Annotated in this window: 12 protein-coding genes; 6 read left to right on the top strand and 6 right to left on the bottom strand. The window is 38.4% G+C overall.

What is annotated here, in order from left to right:
- The first annotated feature begins 6 nt into the window (after positions 1-6).
- Together LVD15_RS13320 and LVD15_RS13315 are read left to right on the top strand one after the other, a co-directional pair.
- On the top strand, positions 7-4,251 hold the full coding sequence (locus tag LVD15_RS13320; RefSeq protein ID WP_233780812.1) for a CHAT domain-containing protein: 4,245 nt from the start codon (positions 7-9) through the stop codon (positions 4,249-4,251).
- Positions 4,252-4,279: 28 nt separating this feature from the next.
- Complete coding sequence (locus LVD15_RS13315) at positions 4,280-5,104, top strand: ion transporter (protein ID WP_233780811.1); 825 nt, start codon at positions 4,280-4,282, stop codon at positions 5,102-5,104.
- Here the strand turns inward: LVD15_RS13315 and LVD15_RS13310 are convergent.
- Positions 5,099-9,133, bottom strand: a complete 4,035-nt coding sequence (locus tag LVD15_RS13310; protein ID WP_233780810.1) for an AAA domain-containing protein — start codon at positions 9,131-9,133, stop codon at positions 5,099-5,101. The genes LVD15_RS13315 and LVD15_RS13310 overlap by 6 nt on opposite strands.
- 113 nt (positions 9,134-9,246) lie before the next feature.
- Complete coding sequence (locus LVD15_RS13305) at positions 9,247-10,179, bottom strand: ComEA family DNA-binding protein (RefSeq protein WP_233780809.1); 933 nt, start codon at positions 10,177-10,179, stop codon at positions 9,247-9,249.
- Positions 10,180-10,388: 209 nt separating this feature from the next.
- On the opposite strand from LVD15_RS13305, the gene hemA reads away from it, so the two are divergent.
- Positions 10,389-11,660: a glutamyl-tRNA reductase gene (gene hemA, locus LVD15_RS13300; RefSeq protein ID WP_233780959.1), complete on the top strand. Its 1,272-nt coding sequence runs from the start codon at positions 10,389-10,391 to the stop codon at positions 11,658-11,660.
- A 67-nt stretch (positions 11,661-11,727) separates the two neighbouring features.
- A complete protein-coding gene (locus LVD15_RS13295; protein ID WP_233780808.1) occupies positions 11,728-12,492 on the top strand; it encodes a S1/P1 nuclease in 765 nt (254 codons plus the stop codon).
- Between the two features lie 82 nt (positions 12,493-12,574).
- Here the strand turns inward: LVD15_RS13295 and LVD15_RS13290 are convergent, their stop codons facing one another.
- Together LVD15_RS13290 and LVD15_RS13285 are read right to left on the bottom strand one after the other, a co-directional pair.
- On the bottom strand, positions 12,575-13,354 hold the full coding sequence (locus tag LVD15_RS13290; protein WP_233780807.1) for an exodeoxyribonuclease III: 780 nt from the start codon (positions 13,352-13,354) through the stop codon (positions 12,575-12,577).
- A 9-nt stretch (positions 13,355-13,363) separates the two neighbouring features.
- Positions 13,364-14,206: an aminotransferase class IV gene (locus tag LVD15_RS13285; RefSeq protein WP_233780806.1), complete on the bottom strand. Its 843-nt coding sequence runs from the start codon at positions 14,204-14,206 to the stop codon at positions 13,364-13,366.
- Between the two features lie 144 nt (positions 14,207-14,350).
- On the opposite strand from LVD15_RS13285, the gene LVD15_RS13280 reads away from it, so the two are divergent.
- Positions 14,351-14,497, top strand: coding sequence for a lmo0937 family membrane protein (locus tag LVD15_RS13280; RefSeq protein ID WP_233780805.1), 147 nt, complete (start codon positions 14,351-14,353; stop codon positions 14,495-14,497).
- 16 nt (positions 14,498-14,513) lie between these two features.
- A complete protein-coding gene (gene hpf / locus LVD15_RS13275) occupies positions 14,514-14,816 on the top strand; it encodes a ribosome hibernation-promoting factor, HPF/YfiA family (protein ID WP_233780804.1) in 303 nt (100 codons plus the stop codon).
- A 41-nt stretch (positions 14,817-14,857) separates the two neighbouring features.
- Here the strand turns inward: hpf and LVD15_RS13270 are convergent, their stop codons facing one another.
- Together LVD15_RS13270 and LVD15_RS13265 are read right to left on the bottom strand one after the other, a co-directional pair.
- Positions 14,858-17,260, bottom strand: a complete 2,403-nt coding sequence (locus tag LVD15_RS13270) for an ABC transporter permease (RefSeq protein WP_233780803.1) — start codon at positions 17,258-17,260, stop codon at positions 14,858-14,860.
- A 23-nt stretch (positions 17,261-17,283) separates the two neighbouring features.
- Positions 17,284-19,686: an FtsX-like permease family protein gene (locus tag LVD15_RS13265; protein WP_233780802.1), complete on the bottom strand. Its 2,403-nt coding sequence runs from the start codon at positions 19,684-19,686 to the stop codon at positions 17,284-17,286.
- Positions 19,687-19,802: the final 116 nt, after the last annotated feature.

The following is a 19,802-nucleotide window of genomic DNA, read 5'->3' as shown; positions in this document are numbered from 1 at the left end:
AGACAAATGGTATTAAAAAACTCACATACTAAGTTTGCCGGCACCATAAAAGTCATTTTACTTTTATCATTTTTTTGCCTCTCGCTTCATTCTTTCGCTCAAAAATGGGACCGTGCGCTGAGCAAGGCAGACGACGCTTATGATAAGGGAGATTACTCTAAAGCAGTAAAACATTTAACAAAATTCAAGAAGAAGGTCTCTAAAAAGCTAGGACAGCAAAACGACTACATCGTTCAATATCACATTAGAGAAGCTCGCTATCACCTCACACAGGGCGTACTTACAGACTTTGAGGAAAGCTTAAATAAAGCCATTGCATTGAGTGAAGAGGTGAATGAAAAATCAAGTATACAGCATGCTGCTAACCTGACAGAAATAGCCAAAATTTATGTTCAATACGGTCATTATGTTATGTCCATGCAATACATACAAGCCGCTGAAGCAATACTTGCGCAACAAGAAAATGACTATTTAAAAGACAATATATATCTCACCAAAGCCAAAACACTTACAGGTCAGGGGTATTACGAAGAATCGCTAGAGTTACTTAACACCATGATTAATGGTTTTGATGGTTCAAATATCAATAAAGAAACCTTTGTAGAAGATGGCAAAATAAAAACCCGTCGTTTATCTGATGAAGAAGTTCAGCACAGGCTACATCATTACGCCTCTTTACTCACCCTAAAAGCAAATACTTTCAGAAAAAAAGGTAATTACCTGAGTGCAGACAGCGCCTTTCTCAAAGCAGAATCATGGATAAGCTCTGAGCTAGGAAAGGCAGACATTCATTATGTATATAACCAGTATTTGTTAGGTGTTTTTTTAATAGAAAATGGCCTTGAAGCTAAAATGCCCAAAGAAACGCGCTTCGACAAAACCTTGAACAACCTTAAAAAGCAACATGAAGCCTCTCATTTCCTGGCCTTTGACCTTTATCAGGCTTTATTGAAACAATATCAAATTAGTGGAGACAGAGGCAAATACAGAAGTGTGAAAAAAGAGTATGAAAAAGCCATTAAGAAGAATTTCAAAAAGAAAAGCCTCCACTACATCAACCTGGAGGCCATAGAGTTCGATGCAAAATTAGCTAAAGACAGAACCCAAAATCTGGCCATTAAAGCTGCCTCTATTATCAATAACACCAAGAGTCTGCCTAAAACCCACCAGAAAACCATCGAAATTCTGGATTTCCTATATCGGCTAGCCTTGCAAGAAGAAAATTTATCTGCCGCAGAAACTAACTTAAGAGACATCCTTAACATTAAAGAAGAGCTTTATGGTAAAGAATCTCCTGAATATCACTTAGCTAAACTAGAGCTTGCCCACTATTATCTGGATTACACCAGTAAAATTAAAGAAGCTGAGGCCATATATAATGAAAGCTTTTTTTCGATTGTAAAACCACAGATCAACCCTTGGCATAAAGATTATATAAACATACTCAATCATATTGCGCTGCTTTATAAAGACACCGATCAGTATCAAAAAGCTAAAGCAACATTAGAAACCGCTAAAGATGCAGCCAGAAGCAAATATCAGGATAATGACCCTGCCTATGGAGAAGAGCTAAATAAAATAGCCATGCTTAATATTGAAATCGGCGAATATGAAGAGGCAGGAACAAATATCAATAAGGCATTAAGCATTTTAGAAGAATACCGAAAAGACGAAAGACATGCACTAAGTTATGTCAGCGCGCTAGAAACGCAAGCGGAGCTACAAGCTATTTTTGGTTTGTTCGATGAAACGGAAAGCATCCTTGCTGAATCTAAAAAATGGCAAAAGAAAGTTGATGCATTAGCTAATTACAACGACCTCCGCGCTACCGAAAAAATGGTAGATCTGTACATTACGCTGGGCAAATACTCTGAAAGTGAAGATATGCTCACTGGCCTTATTTCAAAATACGAGAGCCGATTTGGCCCTCAATCCAGAAAACTGATTGGTCCCCTGGTAAGTCGAGGGCAGCTAGAACTGATCAATGGACAATACCCGGAAGCAGAAACTACCGCTAAAAAAGCTTATGACATAGCTGTTAAAATTTTTGGAGCAAAGTCATCGAAAACCACAGCTCCATTAATGCTTCTGTCGGAAGTGCACACCAGCATAGGTGATTATGAAAAAGCCGAAGAGATAATACAAGAGGCCATAGATATTGAAAAAACTCAATTTGGAGACAAGCATATAAAAGTGGGGCAATTACAGGCTCAACTGGCTATTATCAAATTTTATGACGGAGACCAGCTTAGCGAAGTGGCTGACTTAATTGAAGAAAGTAAGCACATTATTGAAGCCAAACTGGGCAATCAAAATCCTCAATATGCCAAAATCATTACAGAGCAAGCCAAAGTAAATATTGCTCAGAAAAAATATAATGAAGCTTTCCAGGCCTTAGCTATTGCTCAAAACATCTGGGAGAGTAAAGTAGGAAGAAGGAATAATATTAATGCAGCCAGCATTTATACCCTCACAGGAGATGTTTATTATTATCAGGGTAAGTACAATTTGGCAGAGGAAAATTATAACAAGTCAAAAAAGCTCTATGAGAAATTCTTCAATAACAGCCATCCTGAGTATGTAAAAGTACTCTCTAAGCTCAGCAAAGTATATTTTATGGAGGGCGACACTAAAGCCAGCCGTAAATACATAGAAGAAGCGTTAGCTAATTACAGAAAATTCATCAAAACCTATTTCCCTGCATTGAGCGAAAGAGAGAAAGCCAAATACTGGAATACCATTAGGCCTGATTTTGAATTTTATAACACGCTAGCTTTTAATTTAAAAGATCAAAGTCCTGAAATAATAGGAGAAGTTTATAACAATGCGCTACTCACCAAAGCCATTCTACTCAACTCTTCTTTAAAAATTCGTGAGCGCATTATGAACAGCACAGACACTGAACTGAAAGCTGCTTATCATTCATGGCTTTCTAAGAAAGAACTTCTTACTGATGCCCTTTCCATGAGTACGGAACAACTGATGGAAAATGAAATAGATCCCATCATCTTATCACGCGAAGTAGATCAACTAGAAAAAGAATTAAGTCAGAAATCAGAGCTCTTCAGTTCCAATATAGAAGAAAAAACCATAGAATGGCATCATGTTCAGCAAGCACTCAAGCCTAATGAGATCGCCATAGAAATGCTCAGATACCGTCATTTTGATCAATTCTTTTCTGACTCTGTGATTTATGCAGCCATGTACATTAAGCATAAAGATGAACAAAAAGAGCCTGCTGTAGTATTAATTAGCAACGGACATGAATTAGAAGGCAAATACTTTAAATTTTATCGTAACAGCATTATCTACCAAATAAGAGACCCGCACTCATATGACATCTATTGGAAGCCCATTAAAGAAGTAGCAGGGGCTTATCCTACCATTTATCTTTCTGCTGACGGCGTCTACAATCAGATAAACCTAGAAGCCATACCCACTCCAGATAACAAATACGTAATAGACAATTCCAATATCATTCTGGTGAGCAACACCAAAGATATTTACTTGAGACAGGTCACCACGCAGGTAGTACAAAAGGAAAAAAGTGCTACTATGTTTGGCAACCCTGAGTTTTACACTGCTTCTGCGGCAGGAGCCATCAGCCCTCTGCCTGGCACTGCGCAAGAAGTGAACTCTTTGAAATCTCTACTAAAAAATGAAGGGTGGACTACCAATTCCTATACAGAAATGGAGGCCAAAGAAGAACAGATTAAAAGACTTGACAACCCAAAAATATTCCACATAGCCACCCATGGTTTTTTTAAACCAGTGGAGCAGTTAGAAGGTACAGATCAGATTACCCGAGCTGAAATGCAAGCCAATCAAAATCCGTTAATGCGTACAGGCTTACTACTTACTGGTGCTGGCGACCTTCTTAACAAAACCTCTTTTAATTACAATCTGGAAAACGGCATTCTGACCGCGTATGAAGCCATGAGCCTTAATTTTGATCAGACGGAATTAGTAGTTTTAAGTGCTTGCGAAACTGGCTTAGGCGAACTGGAAGTAGGCGAAGGTGTATTCGGATTGCAACGGGCTTTTCTGGCAGCAGGCGCAAAATCACTCATTATGAGCATGTTTAAAGTGGATGATGCCGCCACTCAGGCTCTCATGTCTAGCTTTTACAAGAACTGGCTGGAAAATGGAAGCAGTAAAAGACAGGCCTTCGTAGATGCCAAAAAAGAACTAAGAACTCAATACCCGGATCCTATTTATTGGGGTGCATTTATTATGATTGGCTTGGATTAACCCTTATGGTTGAATACTTTAGCTTTCTATGAATAAAACCACTACTGCAAAGGCGAGCTGGAAGGAGAAATTACACGAAATCATTTTTGAGGCGGACACCTTCTGGGGTAAAGCTTTTGATGTGGTATTACTTATAGCCATCATACTAAGCGTATTGGCGGTAATGTTAGAAAGTGTTTCTGAAATAAAGGCAGAATATGGAAATGCCTTATACATAACAGAGTGGTTCTTCACTATTTTATTTACCCTTGAATATATAGCACGCCTAACGGTGGTAACAAAGCCGTGGAAATATGCCTTTAGCTTCTTTGGAATAATTGACTTGCTATCAATATTCCCTACTTTTTTAAGCCTGTTCTTTGCAGGAGCTCACAGCCTATTAGTGATCCGAAGTATTCGGTTATTAAGGGTTTTCAGGATTTTCAAATTAGGTCGATTTATAGGAGAAGCCTCTCAACTGACCAGTGCGCTTAGAGCCAGCAGAGCGAAGATTATTGTTTTCATAGGCGGTGTGTTCATTTTGGTAGTAGTACTGGGCACCATGATGTATTTGGTAGAAGGAGGCAAAAATGGCTTCACCAGCATACCTAAGAGTATTTACTGGGCTGTGGTTACGCTCACCACTGTTGGTTATGGAGACATAGCTCCCCAAACCACGCTAGGTCAAACCCTTGCCACTCTCATTATGATCTTAGGTTATGGTATTATAGCGGTGCCTACCGGCATAGTATCAGCGGAGATGAACCAGCAAAAAAGCGTTAGACCTGTAACTACACAGGCCTGCCCTCACTGCGGTGCCGAAGGTCATGACTCAGATGCCTCCTATTGCAAAAAATGCGGCGGCCGCTTATGAATCCTTTTCTTGCAGGCTTTGGTTTACAAACCTATAAATCATTTCATGCACCTGATCTCGGTTACTCCAATACTCACGGCTGTAAATTCCTTTAAAATGCCAGTTCTTTTTACTGAGCACAAAAGGCGTATACACATGCAGGTCTTTCACTGAAATACTCTGGTAATACAAATCATCATCAGTGATAATCAACCCTAAATGATCATCCTCCATTTTCACGGTAAGGTCAGCAAAAGGAAGCTCTTCTTCCAGTGTAAATGCATCTCCCCGAACCACATTCCAGGCTTGCAATTTCTTTTTCAGATACCAATCAGCATGATGCTTTTTCTCATTGAAAGGTGATGGCTTAAACTCTCCCTGTGACACTTTCCATGCATACTCAAGGTAAGCTTTTAATAATTTAGGCCCTTCGTTTTTAGTATTCTCTACTTTCAGTTGCTGAGGCATAATACTGCTTACCACTATCACTTTTTCTCTGGCTCTGGTTACTGCTACATTAAGCCTATTCTCTCCATGCATGGCATTTAAACTACCAAACTGCATCATTAATCGGCCTTCTGCATCTGGGGCATAGCCAGTAGAAAAGATGATGAAATCCTTCTCATCTCCCTGTACGTTTTCAATATTTTTAACGAACCAGTTAGCCGGCATTACTCTACCTTCAGCCTCAAATCTCTGGTCAAGCACATCCATAATGCATTGCTGCTGCTTAGCATTAAAAGTTACTACTCCCACATCTTTAAAAGGCTGCTCTTGCAGAATTTCCAGTAAAATATCTACTACCTTATCCGCCTCGGCCAGGTTCATATTATTCTCCCAAACACCATCCAGTTTAATGTACTTAATGGCAGGCTCAGCATTGTTAATCACCTCAAAATCTGGCAACAGACGAAGGTTCCCATCATAAAAATGGCGATTAGAAAAATCTATCAGATCAAGTGATTTACTTCTATAATGCCCTTGCAGCTGAATACCCATTAAGTACTGGCTACCCAATTCAAGCAAAGAATCTATTTCCAGTGCGGGATCAAGGTCATCATCTTCTTCCTCATACCTCACATGATATAGATCATTAGGTTTAAGCTGCTTATCATCTCCAGCTATCACCACTTGTCGACCACGATACATGGCTGGCAAGCCTCGCTCTACAAAACACTGCGATGCCTCATCAAAAATCACCAGGTCAAACATTTCACGCATAGGAAACATAGCTGACACAGATTCAGGAGAAGCCATCCAGCAAGGAATTAAATTAAAAAGCTCTTCATAATGCTCAGCTATTAACTTACGAAGCGGCCATATTCGCCTCTTTTTAGTTACCTGATGGTACAGATCTCTATAAGTGACCCGATTATTTAACCGGTTATATTCTACATTTTCATACGTTCTTTCTCTGGCACGCAGCAGCAGCATGTCATTACTTACGTTGAGCTTCTCTCTCACACAATTTTGCAATTCCGCTTCCAGCTTCTGAAACTTTAAAGAAGAAACTGACCTGAGAATAGGATATTTTGTTTCTATATGCTCAATCCAGGCTATTCTTAAGCTATTTTGAAAGAGCTGCTCCACCTTCTCAATAGTAGGTTCCTCTTCTATAGAATCTACCACTTTATCTATCACCTGCATTTCTTGCACGGTCATATCACTACGCAGCTTATCATACTCACAAAGCGCATCGAAGTCCCTTTTCAATACACCTACCATCTCATTCTTCTTCTCTGGAAAGTTCAGCAGATTGCTTACTTGTTTTGGTGTGAGGTAAACCTCCCAACTAGCCCGCTTTTCAAGTAAGTGCTCTGTGATTTTAAAAATAGCCTCTATTTTCTCCTTCAACTCCTCATAAGAAAGCTTTTGAACATTAAAATAATCTCTGAAATTACGCAGTGAATTAAATATGAGCTTAGCCTTTACTGAAAGCTTCTGTAAATGAAACCAATTTTGGATGTACCCCTTATCATAAGTTTTAGGCACATCAGTAATCCAGGCTCTTTGTTTTAGCTTAGTGAAATTATGTTCCAGGTTGAGGCGGTTATCAATCTTCTCCACCATAATATTGAAACCTTCCTTATTGCCTTTTAAAGAGTTAGCCACCAGCACCTTCTTCATGAAAGCCTTGTCTTTAGAAAAAAGTCTCCATTGTAAAAGTCTGAAAACGCTTCTTCTGGCATCCAGATTTCTCTGCAAAGCCTCTTGAAACTTACCCAGACTATCTGCCGAAAGTGAGGTTTCGGGTCCCGCACCTTTATAGCACTCCACCAGCACACGTTCAGTATTTGATAGCCACAGATTACTGGTTTCATCATCAGGGTAGGCCATCATATGCTGGAAGTATAAATATGCTTTAGGGCTTTTTAATATCTCCAGCATTTCCACTATCAGCTGTTTCTTTTGTAAAACCGCTTCAGCATCTTCAAGTGTCCAGCGGGCTCCGATTACCTCTTCTAGCTGATCAGCAATACTCTCCTGATAGGCAGGCACTTCTTCTATTATAGCTAATAGCTTCTGTTCATCTGATATAGTATAGTGCTCAAAGGAATTTCTTTCTCTCCAGGCATATTCTGTTTTATTAAAACGCTCGGCATACTGAGCATAATAATGCAGTTTGTTTATAAAGGCCGGAATCTCATCAAACTTAAAATGAGTATATTCTTGTTTAAGACTAATAGAAGGCTGCTCTATATCTGAAGTAAGATATAATTCCTTTACTGACACCCCACATTCACTTTCATCAAAAAGAGCGTATTTAAACTCTTCCATCTCCTCAATGATCTGATCTATTCTTCGGCTTTCTTGCAAAAACTTACGCTCCAGCTGAATAGCATCTAAACCATTATTTCTGATTTTATAGTCTTCTATTCTTTCTACCTGCTTCGCTATTTTATGGTAGACTTCTCTCCTATCATTTCTAAAATCATGCACCAATCCAAGGAAATCTACCATCTCCTTTTCTTCCATTCTATTATACACCACATCAAGCGCTGCTCTTTTCTGGCTCACCACCAGCACTTTTTTACCTATGGCAATATGATCAGCAATAAGGTTACAGATCAACTGTGATTTACCTGTTCCCGGAGGGCCTTGCACCACAATAGAGTTGCCTTTCTTTATGGCCTTAAGAGCATTTTCCTGATAGGCATCCATTTTAAAGGGAGTGAAAGTCTTCTCCTCCTCCACGCTATTCAGAAAATAATAATCAGGTCCTTTCTTCTCCGTTTTCTCAAATGGAGTCCTCATCTCAAAGAACTCTTCAATATCTTTCACATGGTTATTACCAATCAAGTGCATGTAATCTGGCACCAGGTAAGAACCCGCCTGCGGAAATATACCCACCACGGCCTCAGGATAAAGCTTCAGCTCTCCTGGCTTTTCTTCATCATCAAAATCAGCCTTTTTAAACTCTGAAAATTTCTGAAGACTATCCTGAAAATTTTCCTGATTGAAGTTAAGCTCTACTATACTTTCTTTAAAGAGTTGATATAATGAAGTTCTGAAAACGGTACTATCAGTATCAAAATCTTCCAGATTGCGTTCTATCAGTTCATCAGGAATTTTTATTTTATTATAATAAGCATACGCCAATAAAAATGATTTATTAAGCGTAACACCGGCATCATTTCTGGGTTGCAGCCTCCAATTATTATTAATAAGCTGCAGCTCTACAGGAAAGAAAAGTAGCGGACAGCGGACATTAGTACCATCAGCAAACTTACCTCTCACAAAAGGCCAGCCTACGTACAAATCTCTCGATCCGCGTTCTTCATAGATAAACTTATCCGCTCTATTGATTTTTTTAAGCCTGCGGCTAGCAAGATTCACCTCTTCATCTCTACTATCCATTTCTGCACATAGAGATATAGATTTTCCTGCAATAAGAGATTCTATAATTTGCCAGGAACCACCTTTGGTTATGAAATTAAAATCGTAGAGATCTAAAAACTGCTCTACAGGCAAGCGAAGTAATAATAATGATCGGTTATTGGCCGTAAGGTTAGTAAGCCGATTCAGATATGATTTAAGCAGATCGTGCATATTAGTTACTAAGGAAGCAAATAATAAAGATAAATATATATAAGAAGGAACAAAATTAAGGCATCTCCCTCGGCCAAGTACCATCATTTAGTTATGAAGGCTCTATTTATGACCTAAAAGGTGATATATGGTTTTAACCTATAAACCTGCGCAGAGTCTAATAGTTTTATCTTCAATAAATCATCTGCCTGAGAAAAATCACCATGCTGATAGCGATAATTAACAATGGCCTTTGCCTGTTTTCTATTAATATAAGGGTGACGTGAAAGCTCCGTTTCAAACGCTTTATTAATATTTAATTTGTCAGGATCATAATGCTCATTAATGTAACAAGCTGTATCTAATCCCTTTATAAGGTCTGCGTTCAACCCATAAACTTCTTTAAGCTGATCTTTGTGAACATAACCACCGAGCGCATTTCTGTACTTTACTATTCTGTTTGCATAAGCAGAGCCAATTCCTTTTAAAGATTTGAGCTCCGTGGTATCAGCAGCATTAATATCGAAGGCTCTAAACTCATATTTCTTCTTAAAAAACTTTTGATCATTAAGCACTTCATCTTCAGCAAAAGACTCTTTAGACATTGAAAAAGATTGCTTTTCCTTCTTTTTTGAAGTTATATTAACAAAAGGAGCTAATCGTTCATACTCAGTATCACTCATACCATATAAGCGTTTCAAATCTTCCTTATCATTAAAATAGCCTCCTTTAGATGTATATTTCACCCAGTTTTTAGCCAGATAGCCCTTAACGCCCATATCCAGCAGCTGAGCTTCAGAAATACTATTAGGATCAAATGGTTTTAAAATAACCTTAACTTCAGGTTCTTGCTCAGCAGCAGAATCCAAATACATTAAGCCCATCACTTCATCTAAACGCTGAGTATCTGGCAAGTCGGCTCCCTGAAAGGTCAGCCAGCTTTTATATATGGTGGATGCGAATAAAATCAAAAGTATTAAAGGCAGAAAAATGACCAGTCCTCTGGCCTCACCACGAGAGAGTGACCATGTTTGTTTTACCCAGCGAATCACTTTTGAGAGCTTCATCGAAGAATTTAAGCATATTTGTGCTTATTCGGAACAATAAAAGCAACCATAATTGATCTATTTTTGTTGGATAGCTGACATATGTCATTCATTCGTAAAGTAAGAATTAGTTAAATTTGTAGCTTGACTTATTTAAAAAATTTCTAAATAGTCATGATGTTTTCAAAGTATGGTTATACTACTTAAATTTGCTCACGAATAAGATAGAGATGCAGGAAAGTTTTAAAGTACTTGGCTTATCATTCAAGGACACTCCTATTAACATCAGAGAACGTCTGGCCTTGGATGAGGCGCACGTTAAGCAATTATTGAAGTATATCAGCGAGTATTCTACTGCTTCGGATGTGTTGATTTTATCAACTTGCAACCGTACAGAGATATACTATGCGTGTAATTCTAATCAGGCCTTAGTAATACTGCAAGGTATTGCCCTTATTAAAGGATTAGACCTGACAACCATACAAGGTTATTTCAAATCAGAAAATAATCATCACGAGGCAGTCAAACACCTTTTCAGAGTAGCCATGGGACTAGATGCTCAGGTAGTAGGTGATTTACAAATCTCTAATCAGGTAAAAAGAGCTTACCAGTGGAGTGCCGATGAAGATACCGCAGGCCCGTTTTTACACAGGCTAATGCACACGATCTTTTTCACTAATAAAAGAGTGGTACAAGAAACAGCATTCAGAGATGGAGCTGCTTCTGTTTCTTATGCAGCTAAAGAGCTAGCAGAGGATATTACTAAAGACATTAAAGATCCTAAAATCTTAATTCTTGGATTAGGAGAAATAGGAAAAGATGTTTGTCGTAACCTTGTTGACTCTAAGTTTGCAGAAGTAAATATCATTAACCGCACAGAAGCTAAAGCCATAGAACTGGCGCAAGAGTGCAACTTTAACGTAATTCCTTTTAACCAGGTATTTCAAGCTATTCAAAATGCTGATGTAATTATTTCATCAGTAGCTGCTAATGAGCCTTTCATAACCAAAGCATTAGTTAGTAAACTAGAAATACTTTCCTTTAAATTCTTTATTGACCTTTCTGTACCTAGAAGTGTAGAAATGGAAATAGAGGATACTCCAGGAGCTCTGGTTTATAATATCGACAACATTCAAAGCAAAACTTCAGAAGCTCTCCAAAAGAGAATTGATGCCATACCTGAAGTTGAAAACATCATCTCAGAAGCCATAGTTGATTTTAACAACTGGTCTAAAGAAATGATGGTCTCTCCTACTATCAAAAAGCTGAAAAATGCTTTAGAAGACATTCGTAAGGAAGAGATGGCCAGATACCTTAAAAATGCTGATTCTAAAGAGGCAAAAGTGATAGACAAGGTAACCAAGAGCATGATGCAAAAGATAATGAAGCTCCCTGTACTACAGCTGAAAGCTGCTTGTCAGCGTGGGGAAGCCGAAACTTTGATTGATGTTCTAAATGACCTTTTCGATCTGGAAAAGCAATCATCAGAGATCAAAAAATAACATCTTATTTACCGTTCTTTAGGCTACCTTACCTACATTTGAAGATAATGTAGAAAAACCTTATAGTATGCTAAAGAAAGTAACATTTATTCTATGCCTGTTTGCTTCTATGCAGGTATTTGGATGGGGTATGACCGGACACCGTGTAGTTGGATATGTAGCCGAACAACACCTATCTAAAAAAGCTAAAAAACACATCACAGAAATACTTAATGGAGAATCATTAGCCACGGTAAGTAACTGGATGGATAACATAAAATCTGACCATGCTTATGATCATACTCATGACTGGCACTGGGTAACTATACCTGATGGTAAAACCTATGAAGAAACTGAGAAGAACCCTGACGGTGATGCTATTGAAACTATAGAAAGGGTAATAGCAGACCTTAAAAAAGGCGGTCTTAGTAAAGAAAAAGAAGCGGAAGGCATTAAAATCCTTACTCATCTAATCGGAGATATCCACCAGCCTTTACATGTAGGTACTGGTGAAGATATGGGCGGCAACCAGGTGAAAGTAAAGTGGTTCTGGAATCCGTCAAACCTGCACTCTGTATGGGACAGCGGCATGATAGATTCGGAAAACTACAGCTATACAGAACTTGGTGATGTAGTAAACCACGCGACCAAAGATCAAATTAAAGAATGGCAAAGTAGCTCCGTGAGAGATTGGGCTTATGAGTCTATGTCACTCAGAGAACAAGTATATAACCTCCCGGAGAAAAAGGAGATCAACTATGAATATCGCTACAAAAACTGGCATACAGTAAAAGAAAGACTAAAACTTGCTGGAATAAGATTAGCTGGAGTGCTTAACGATATTTACGGATAAACAAAAATCAAAATCATTATAAAAGCCATCTATGATTCATTATCACAGATGGCTTTTTTTGTTTTACAGAAAGCTTATATACTTACCCCATCTTCATCACCAACTCCACAGGGCAATGATCTGAGCCCATGTATTCATTGTGAATCTGAGAGTCTTCTACTTTTGGCATTAAGGCTTGGCTTACCAAAAAGTAATCTATTCTCCAGCCCACATTATTAGCTCTGGCATTGAACATATAATTCCAATAGCTGTATTTTACTTCTTCAGGGTAAAAATGTCTGAATGCATCTACATATCCTTCAGCTAAATATTTATCAAAGCCATCAATTTCTTGCTGGGTAAAGCCCGCCGATTTATTATAGTTTTGCTTAGGTCGGGCAATGTCAATCTCTTCATGAGCCACATTCAAATCACCACATAATATCACTGGCTTCTTCTCTTCTAACTTTTTCATATAGCCCAAGAAATATTCATCCCAGGTTTGTCTATAATCAAGCCTTTTTAATCCTTGTCCGGAATTCGGAGTATACACATTAATTAAATAGAAAGACTCAAATTCTGCAGTTATCACTCTACCTTCCTGGTCATGCTCTTCATAATCAAGATCGTAAGTAACGGAGATAGGCTCCTCTTTTGTTAATATAGCCGTACCAGAATAGCCCTTTCTTGCCTTTGAGGCATTCGCAAAATGCTTATACTCAGGCAACAGTTCTAAAGCCGTCTTCACATCTTCAACTGACCCTTTTGTCTCCTGAAGGCATAAAATATCAGGATCCATTTTTTTTACGTTTTCTACAAACTCCTTCTTTACTATTGCTCTTATTCCGTTTACATTCCAGGATACGATGCTTATTTTGCTCATTTCTATATTTTAATTCTTTCTATAATTATCAAAGTATTCGTTTTCTAGTTTCTTAAAAGCCTCCATTATGGCTTTAGTTTTAGAGCCAGGCTTTCCACTTCCTATCATATTATCATCTACCTGAGTTACGGGCAGCACTCTTTTAGTGGTACCGGTAAGAAAGGCTTCCTTAGCTTTGAACACATCATCCAACCTAATTCCTCTTTCCTCTACCTTCATAAATTGCCCTGCCAGCTCCAAAACCTTTTTTCTTGTAACTCCTTTTAGAATATTATCAGGAGGCGTAATTAAAGTATCATTCTCATCAATAATAAAAAAATTACTTCTGGTAAGCTCACTCACCTTTTGTGCTTGATGATACAAAATGTCATAAGCACCGGCTGCATGTACTTTTTCTTGCAACCATATTCCAGTCATATAGCTAATAGTCTTCACATCCACCAACTCTCTTTGAAATTCATAAGAGATCAGCTTTACGCCATTATTATATTTTTCAGCAGAAGGGAAAGATATATCTTCCTGAGTGATGATAAGATTAGGAGTTCCTGGCTCATAACCATTAGGCGTTACCCCTCCTGTCCTCACTATTCTAATACCGGAAAGTGGCTTATTGTTACGGTTCATCAAGCTCGAAATAGTAGCCCTAACCGCTTCAATATCCAATTGAGCCTTAGGAAAAATTTTCTTTGAAGAATACTCCAGCCGAGCCAGATGATCATCTATAAATAACGGAATTCCATAATCTGTTCTAAAAAAATCGAATATACCATAACCTCTCAAAACACTGAGATCACGAATACTGATAGCCGCTTCTTCTACGGGTATCACATTATGATTTACTGCACAATACATGAGGATAAAAGTAATAGAAATTGTAGAAAAAAAGGGTTAACGTTTATATTATTCCACAGCTAATTACTCGTAATTCATTAATAATTACTCGCTTACCACATGGCATGAATATAGCGACCGTTACCAGAAAAAAATTGAATTAAAATGAAAGGTTGTTTTCTAATTGTCTTAATCGTGCTAATATTGGGTTGGCTGTTCGGGTTCTTTTATTTTGACCTGGGGTGGTTCATTCATGTGCTACTCATCGCAGCTGTTATTATTTTACTATTAAGATTAATAGGAGGACGCTAATAAATAAACCAAATATATGAAAACCGACATACAAACTGTAGGCTTTAATGCCAATCAGGAGTTGCTTGACTTTGTGGATGAAAGATTAAAACATCTCACCAAACTTGATGATCAGATTACCGGAGTAGATGTTTACTTAAAAACCGTATTCAACGATCATGATGAAACCAAAGTCTGCGAAATTAAAGTCTTTTTACCTGGGCCAACGCTTTTTGCCGAGTACCAGTCAGAAAGTTTTAGAGAATCTGTAATGGAAGTGGTAGACAAGCTAAAAAGGCAGATTAAAAAGCGAAAAGACATTCAACAAGAGAAGAGATAGATATTAAAAAGGCCGCTGAATTGCGGCCTTTTTCTTTAATTTCATTCTGACTTTAAGGTGGTAGCAGGATTGGCCCGGGTAGTTTTTATGGTTTGATAGCCGGTGGTGAGCACTGTTATCAACACCCCAAAAAAGCCGGCGACCACAAATACCACTACACCGATTTCCACATGATAAGTGAAATAGTTTAGCCAACTATCCATGAGCCACCAAGCTAAGGGTACGGCTATTACAGTAGCGGTGAGCACTTGAAAAACAAAGGTTTTAGAGAGCTGCAAAAAGAGCTGATAGGTACTGGCGCCCAACACTTTCCTTATACTTACCTCTTTTACTCTTTTCCTTAACAAGAAGGATGACAACCCAAATAAACCCATACAGGCGATCAATATGGCAATGAAAGCTCCCACTTCAAAAATGCGCTGAGCCTTGATTTCTGCTCTATAAAAAAGATCTAACTGAGAGTCTAGAAAGTGGTATTCCATAGCCGTGTAATCATCAAACTTAAGGTGCACCCCTTTTGCAGCCTCCACCACAGCGGCATAATCAGCATGAGGAGCAATCTTGAGAGAGAAATAATCAATAGCCGTAACAGGATTATGATAGTAACCAATTAATAAAGGGCGCACTGGCTGGTGAAGTGATTGGAAGTTGAAATCCTTGATGACACCAACTACCGTAAAAGGGTATGCCACGTTACCAATGGCCATTTTTTCTCCAACAGGATTAGCCTCACCAAAAATCTGACGAGCAGCCGTTTCATTAATCATGAGTGAGCTAGAATCTATTCCTAATGATCCTCTAAAATTCTCGCCTTGCATCAGCTTCAGATCATAAGTAGAAAGCATATCTTCATCAAAGGCCATAAAATAACTTTCCAGAGAATCCTTTTTATCACCATAAGTTTTGGCTGTAACCTGATTTATATACTTCCAATCGCCAGGTAAACGAGATGAGGTAGCCACACTGGTCACTTGAGAGATTTTAGAAAACTCATCTTTCATAGCACTAAAGTTTCTTCTCACATTACCAGCATTGATATCTATATTGAGGATATGCTCTTTATCGAATCCTAGTGATTTATTATTAACAAATTCCATCTGCTGATACATCACTATGGTAGCTATGATCATGATAATTGACAAGGTAAACTGAAATATCACCAAAGACTTTCTAAGTATAAGTCCTGATTTGGAGGCTGAAATCTCTCCTTTTAGCGTTTGAGAAGGCTTTAGACTCGCTAAATAAAACGCCGGGTATAGGCCTGCCACTAGCCCTGTAAATAAAGACATGGCAAATAGCACTTGCAGTACCTTAAAAAAAGTAGCGACATCCATCACCAGCTCTTTGCCGGCAATAGATGAAAAAAATGGAAGAAGTACATCAACCAATCCTACAGAAAGAAAAAAGGCAATGCCCGAAATCAATACCGACTCACTGAGAAACTGAAATATCAATTGCTTCTTGTAAGCTCCGGACACCTTTCTTATACCTATTTCTCTTGCCCTTTCCGTGGACCTGGCTGTAGCCAAATTCACATAATTAATACAAGCAATACTTAGTATGAATAAACCAATTGCTATGAACAAATAAACATAAAACCAACTCCCCTTTACATCAGCATGAGACTCTATATCTGTGGAATTCAAGTATATGTCTTCATTAGCCTGTAAGTAAGGATCACCCAAATCAGCCACATTATTACGAAAACGAGACACAAATTCTGGCAATTGCTTATTGATCTCAGTTAAATCATCAGGAGAGGCCAATTCTACAAATGTGGTGGAGAATAACCTATCCCAAGCTTCGAGACCCTTTTTAACACGATCCATTCCCACAATAGCATCATTTCTGGAAAGGATTACATCATGTCTATAAGTAATATTCTTTTTAGTTTTAATCACACCGGTGATCTTAACCGGCTCCATCTGGATAAACGGCAGTACTTTACCCAAGGCAGGTTCGTCACCAAAATACTTTTCAGCAATTACATCTCTTATTACCACAGAATTAGGTTGATCTAAAGCTGTTTCAGGATCTCCTTCAATAAATTCAAAATCAAATATTTGAAAATAGGTACTGTCTGCCATTACCCAATTGCGCTCCTCAGTCCTCTCCCCCTTCCACTCAAGATTTATATGACCAAAAGGCTGTATCAACCTCACTTGGTTCACCACGTTAGGGAATGCCTCCACCAGTGCAGGCCCCATCTGCCCTGAAGTAAATGCCCATTGCTCCTCTCCTTCTACACCTATTTCTACCTCCACCACACGAGCTATCCTGTCAGATTTAGCATAGCCCTGATCATACTTCAGTTCATCTGAAACATAAAGAAAGAGAAAACAGGCCGCCGTTAAACCTACGGTTAATCCAATGATGTTAATAATGGAATACGAAACGTGACGCCGTAAATTCCTTATGGCAATTTTCAGATAATTCTTGAGCATGATGTTGTAGTTTGAGTTATTGATTAATCGGCCCGTAGAGTTTCTACCGGGTTAGAAAGAGAAGCTCTGATGGTTTTGACCCCAACCACCAAAAAAGCTATACACACAGTAACAAGTATAGTTATAGGGAAAATAAACAAGTTCAATTCTATATGATAAGCATACTGCTCCAACCACTGCGTTCCAAAATACCACACAAAAGGTATCACCAATATATTGGCTATAATAATGAGTATCATAAACTCTTTAGATAGTAATTTGGAAATACTCCAACTGCTGGCTCCCAACACCTTTCTTACGCCTATCTCTTTAGATTTAGAGAGAATCATAAAAGATATTAATCCTAACAAACCAATGGCAGCCACTACCACAGTAAGTATGGTAAAGAGGGTAAGCACACTTATGAGTCGCTCTTCATGCGCGTATTGACGATCAAAATCCTGATCAAGGAAATAATAATCAAATGTATAATCAGGGAATAAGTCTCCCCACAAATTCCCTATATTGCTAATAGTTTCTCCTGTATTTCCGGTTGATAACCTAATAGCCAGGTAAGAAAATGCCTGCGGATTATAATCCATTACTTTAGGCCAAATTTTCTCCTGCAGCCCTACTCCATGATAATCTTTAACTACGGCTATTATTGTTCCTTTCGGATAACCTGAAGGAGAGGTGATTTTTTTACCTATGGCTTGCTCCGGCTCTACCCAGCCCATCTCCTTCATTGAAACTTCATTGATGATAAGACCATCATCAAGATCTGACACCCGGCTCAAATCAAAATTTCTTCCTGCTAATAAATTGAGCTCAAGCGTGTTGATATAATCTTCATCGACCGCCATATATTCGGTAGTAACACTTTTATCATCAGGAAACCCTTCAGGAATGGCCACTTGACCTTGCCAACCCGGCCTACCTGGTAAGGCATTAGTATAAGCCAGGGACTGCACACCAGTATATCCTGTCAACTGATTTTTTAAAACTTGTAAGCTCTTAGCATTATCTAACCTTTTTAAATCTAACACCAGCACCTGATCTTTAGAAAAGCCCAAGTCCTGATTTTTCATAAACTGTAACTGATCAATAACAATTAGAGTGGCAAGCACTAAGCCTGAAGAGATCACAAACTGACACACCACCAATACCTTTCTAAGCCCAACTCCTCTCTTAGAAGTCTGCATTTTCCCGCTTAAAATAGAAATAGGCTTATAACCAGATAACACAATAGCCGGATAAAACCCTGCTAAAAAGGATACTACTATTACCAATATAAGAGCAGCGGCAATCACTTGAATAGAAAATAGCTGACTGAAGCTATAAGACCTACCCATAAGTTGATTAAAATAAGGCAATACAATATCTAATATTATCACCACCACTATGAAAGACAGTAATGTAAGGAAGAATGATTCGCTCAAAAATTGCCAGAATAATGAAGTTCTGGAGGAGCCCACCACCTTACGCAGCCCCACTTCTTTAGCTCTGTATACAGAACGCGCGGTAGTAAGATTTATAAAATTGATACACGCCAGAATGATGATAAATACAGCTATAGAAATAACCAAAACCACCTGACTCCATGAGCCATTTGGCCCGAAAGGATTAGATATATTTGACCTTAGGTAAATATCATTCAATGGCTCCACACCCACATACCATGAAGCACCAAAAGACTGAAGCATTTCACCTGCATTATCAAGATAAATATTCCTCACTTTAGCCTTAAATTTCTGTACATCAACATCAGGCTTCAGCAGCACATAATTAAACACATTTAAATTTCCCCAGCCTCCACTGTAAGTGAAATAAGGATTCATCTGCTCGTATGTAGTAAAAGATAGCAGCATATCAAACTGAAGGTGAGAATTAGCTGGAAGATCATCCAGCACGGCAGTTACCTCATACTCAGAGGAGTCACTTAAAGCAACTAGTTTTCCCAAGGCTTCTGCTTTACCGAAATACCTCTCTTTCATTTCTTTGGTGATCACTACAGAATTTGGCTTAGCCAAAGCTTTACCAGCATCACCTTCTAGCACATCAAAAGAAAACACATTAAAAAAATCATTACTGGCGAAATATAGCTTATGCTCATATTGCTTACCCTGATCAAATACATTTAATGAAAAGGCACTCTTAAAGTAAACTACACTTTCTACTTCCGGGTATTTAGTTCTGAGTTCATGACCTACTCCCCAGCCCATACCAGCATAACCATCTTCTGCGCTGGAATCATCAGTAAGTGTTACTGTTCTGTAAATCCGATCAGCCTTGCTATGCATCTGATCAAAAGAGGTTTCATTAATAGCAAAAAGCATAATGAGTATGCCTACTGTAAGGCCTATAGAAAGGCCTATAAAATTGATAAGGGTATACCCTTTAAAACGTAATAAATTTCTAAATGCAATTTTTATATAGTTGCTAAGCATAAGTTGTCCAATTATTCCTACTCGCCCTTTACCAATACAATGCCATTACTTTAAATTACTGAAATTCAATAACTTAATAACAAACAACATCAGCTACAATTTTAATAATGTTCATC

It is taken from the genome of Fulvivirga maritima (assembly GCF_021389955.1).
Classification (GTDB): domain Bacteria; phylum Bacteroidota; class Bacteroidia; order Cytophagales; family Cyclobacteriaceae; genus Fulvivirga; species Fulvivirga maritima.
Note: the sequence above shows the minus strand (reverse complement) of the source record. Positions and strands in the feature narration are given on the sequence as shown.

Bases quoted from the DNA above. Each gene is read 5' to 3' on its own strand.
- LVD15_RS13290 (WP_233780807.1), bottom strand. From the start codon at position 13,354: ATGAGCAAAATAAGCATCGTATCCTGGAATGTAAACGGAATAAGAGCA.
- hpf (WP_233780804.1), top strand. From the start codon at position 14,514: ATGAAAACCGACATACAAACTGTAGGCTTTAATGCCAATCAGGAGTTG.
- LVD15_RS13305 (WP_233780809.1), bottom strand. From the start codon at position 10,179: ATGAAGCTCTCAAAAGTGATTCGCTGGGTAAAACAAACATGGTCACTC.
- LVD15_RS13270 (WP_233780803.1), bottom strand. From the start codon at position 17,260: ATGCTCAAGAATTATCTGAAAATTGCCATAAGGAATTTACGGCGTCAC.
- hemA (WP_233780959.1), top strand. From the start codon at position 10,389: ATGCAGGAAAGTTTTAAAGTACTTGGCTTATCATTCAAGGACACTCCT.
- LVD15_RS13285 (WP_233780806.1), bottom strand. From the start codon at position 14,206: ATGTATTGTGCAGTAAATCATAATGTGATACCCGTAGAAGAAGCGGCT.
- LVD15_RS13280 (WP_233780805.1), top strand. From the start codon at position 14,351: ATGAAAGGTTGTTTTCTAATTGTCTTAATCGTGCTAATATTGGGTTGG.
- LVD15_RS13315 (WP_233780811.1), top strand. From the start codon at position 4,280: ATGAATAAAACCACTACTGCAAAGGCGAGCTGGAAGGAGAAATTACAC.
- LVD15_RS13320 (WP_233780812.1), top strand. From the start codon at position 7: ATGGTATTAAAAAACTCACATACTAAGTTTGCCGGCACCATAAAAGTC.
- LVD15_RS13295 (WP_233780808.1), top strand. From the start codon at position 11,728: ATGCTAAAGAAAGTAACATTTATTCTATGCCTGTTTGCTTCTATGCAG.
- LVD15_RS13265 (WP_233780802.1), bottom strand. From the start codon at position 19,686: ATGCTTAGCAACTATATAAAAATTGCATTTAGAAATTTATTACGTTTT.
- LVD15_RS13310 (WP_233780810.1), bottom strand. From the start codon at position 9,133: ATGCACGATCTGCTTAAATCATATCTGAATCGGCTTACTAACCTTACG.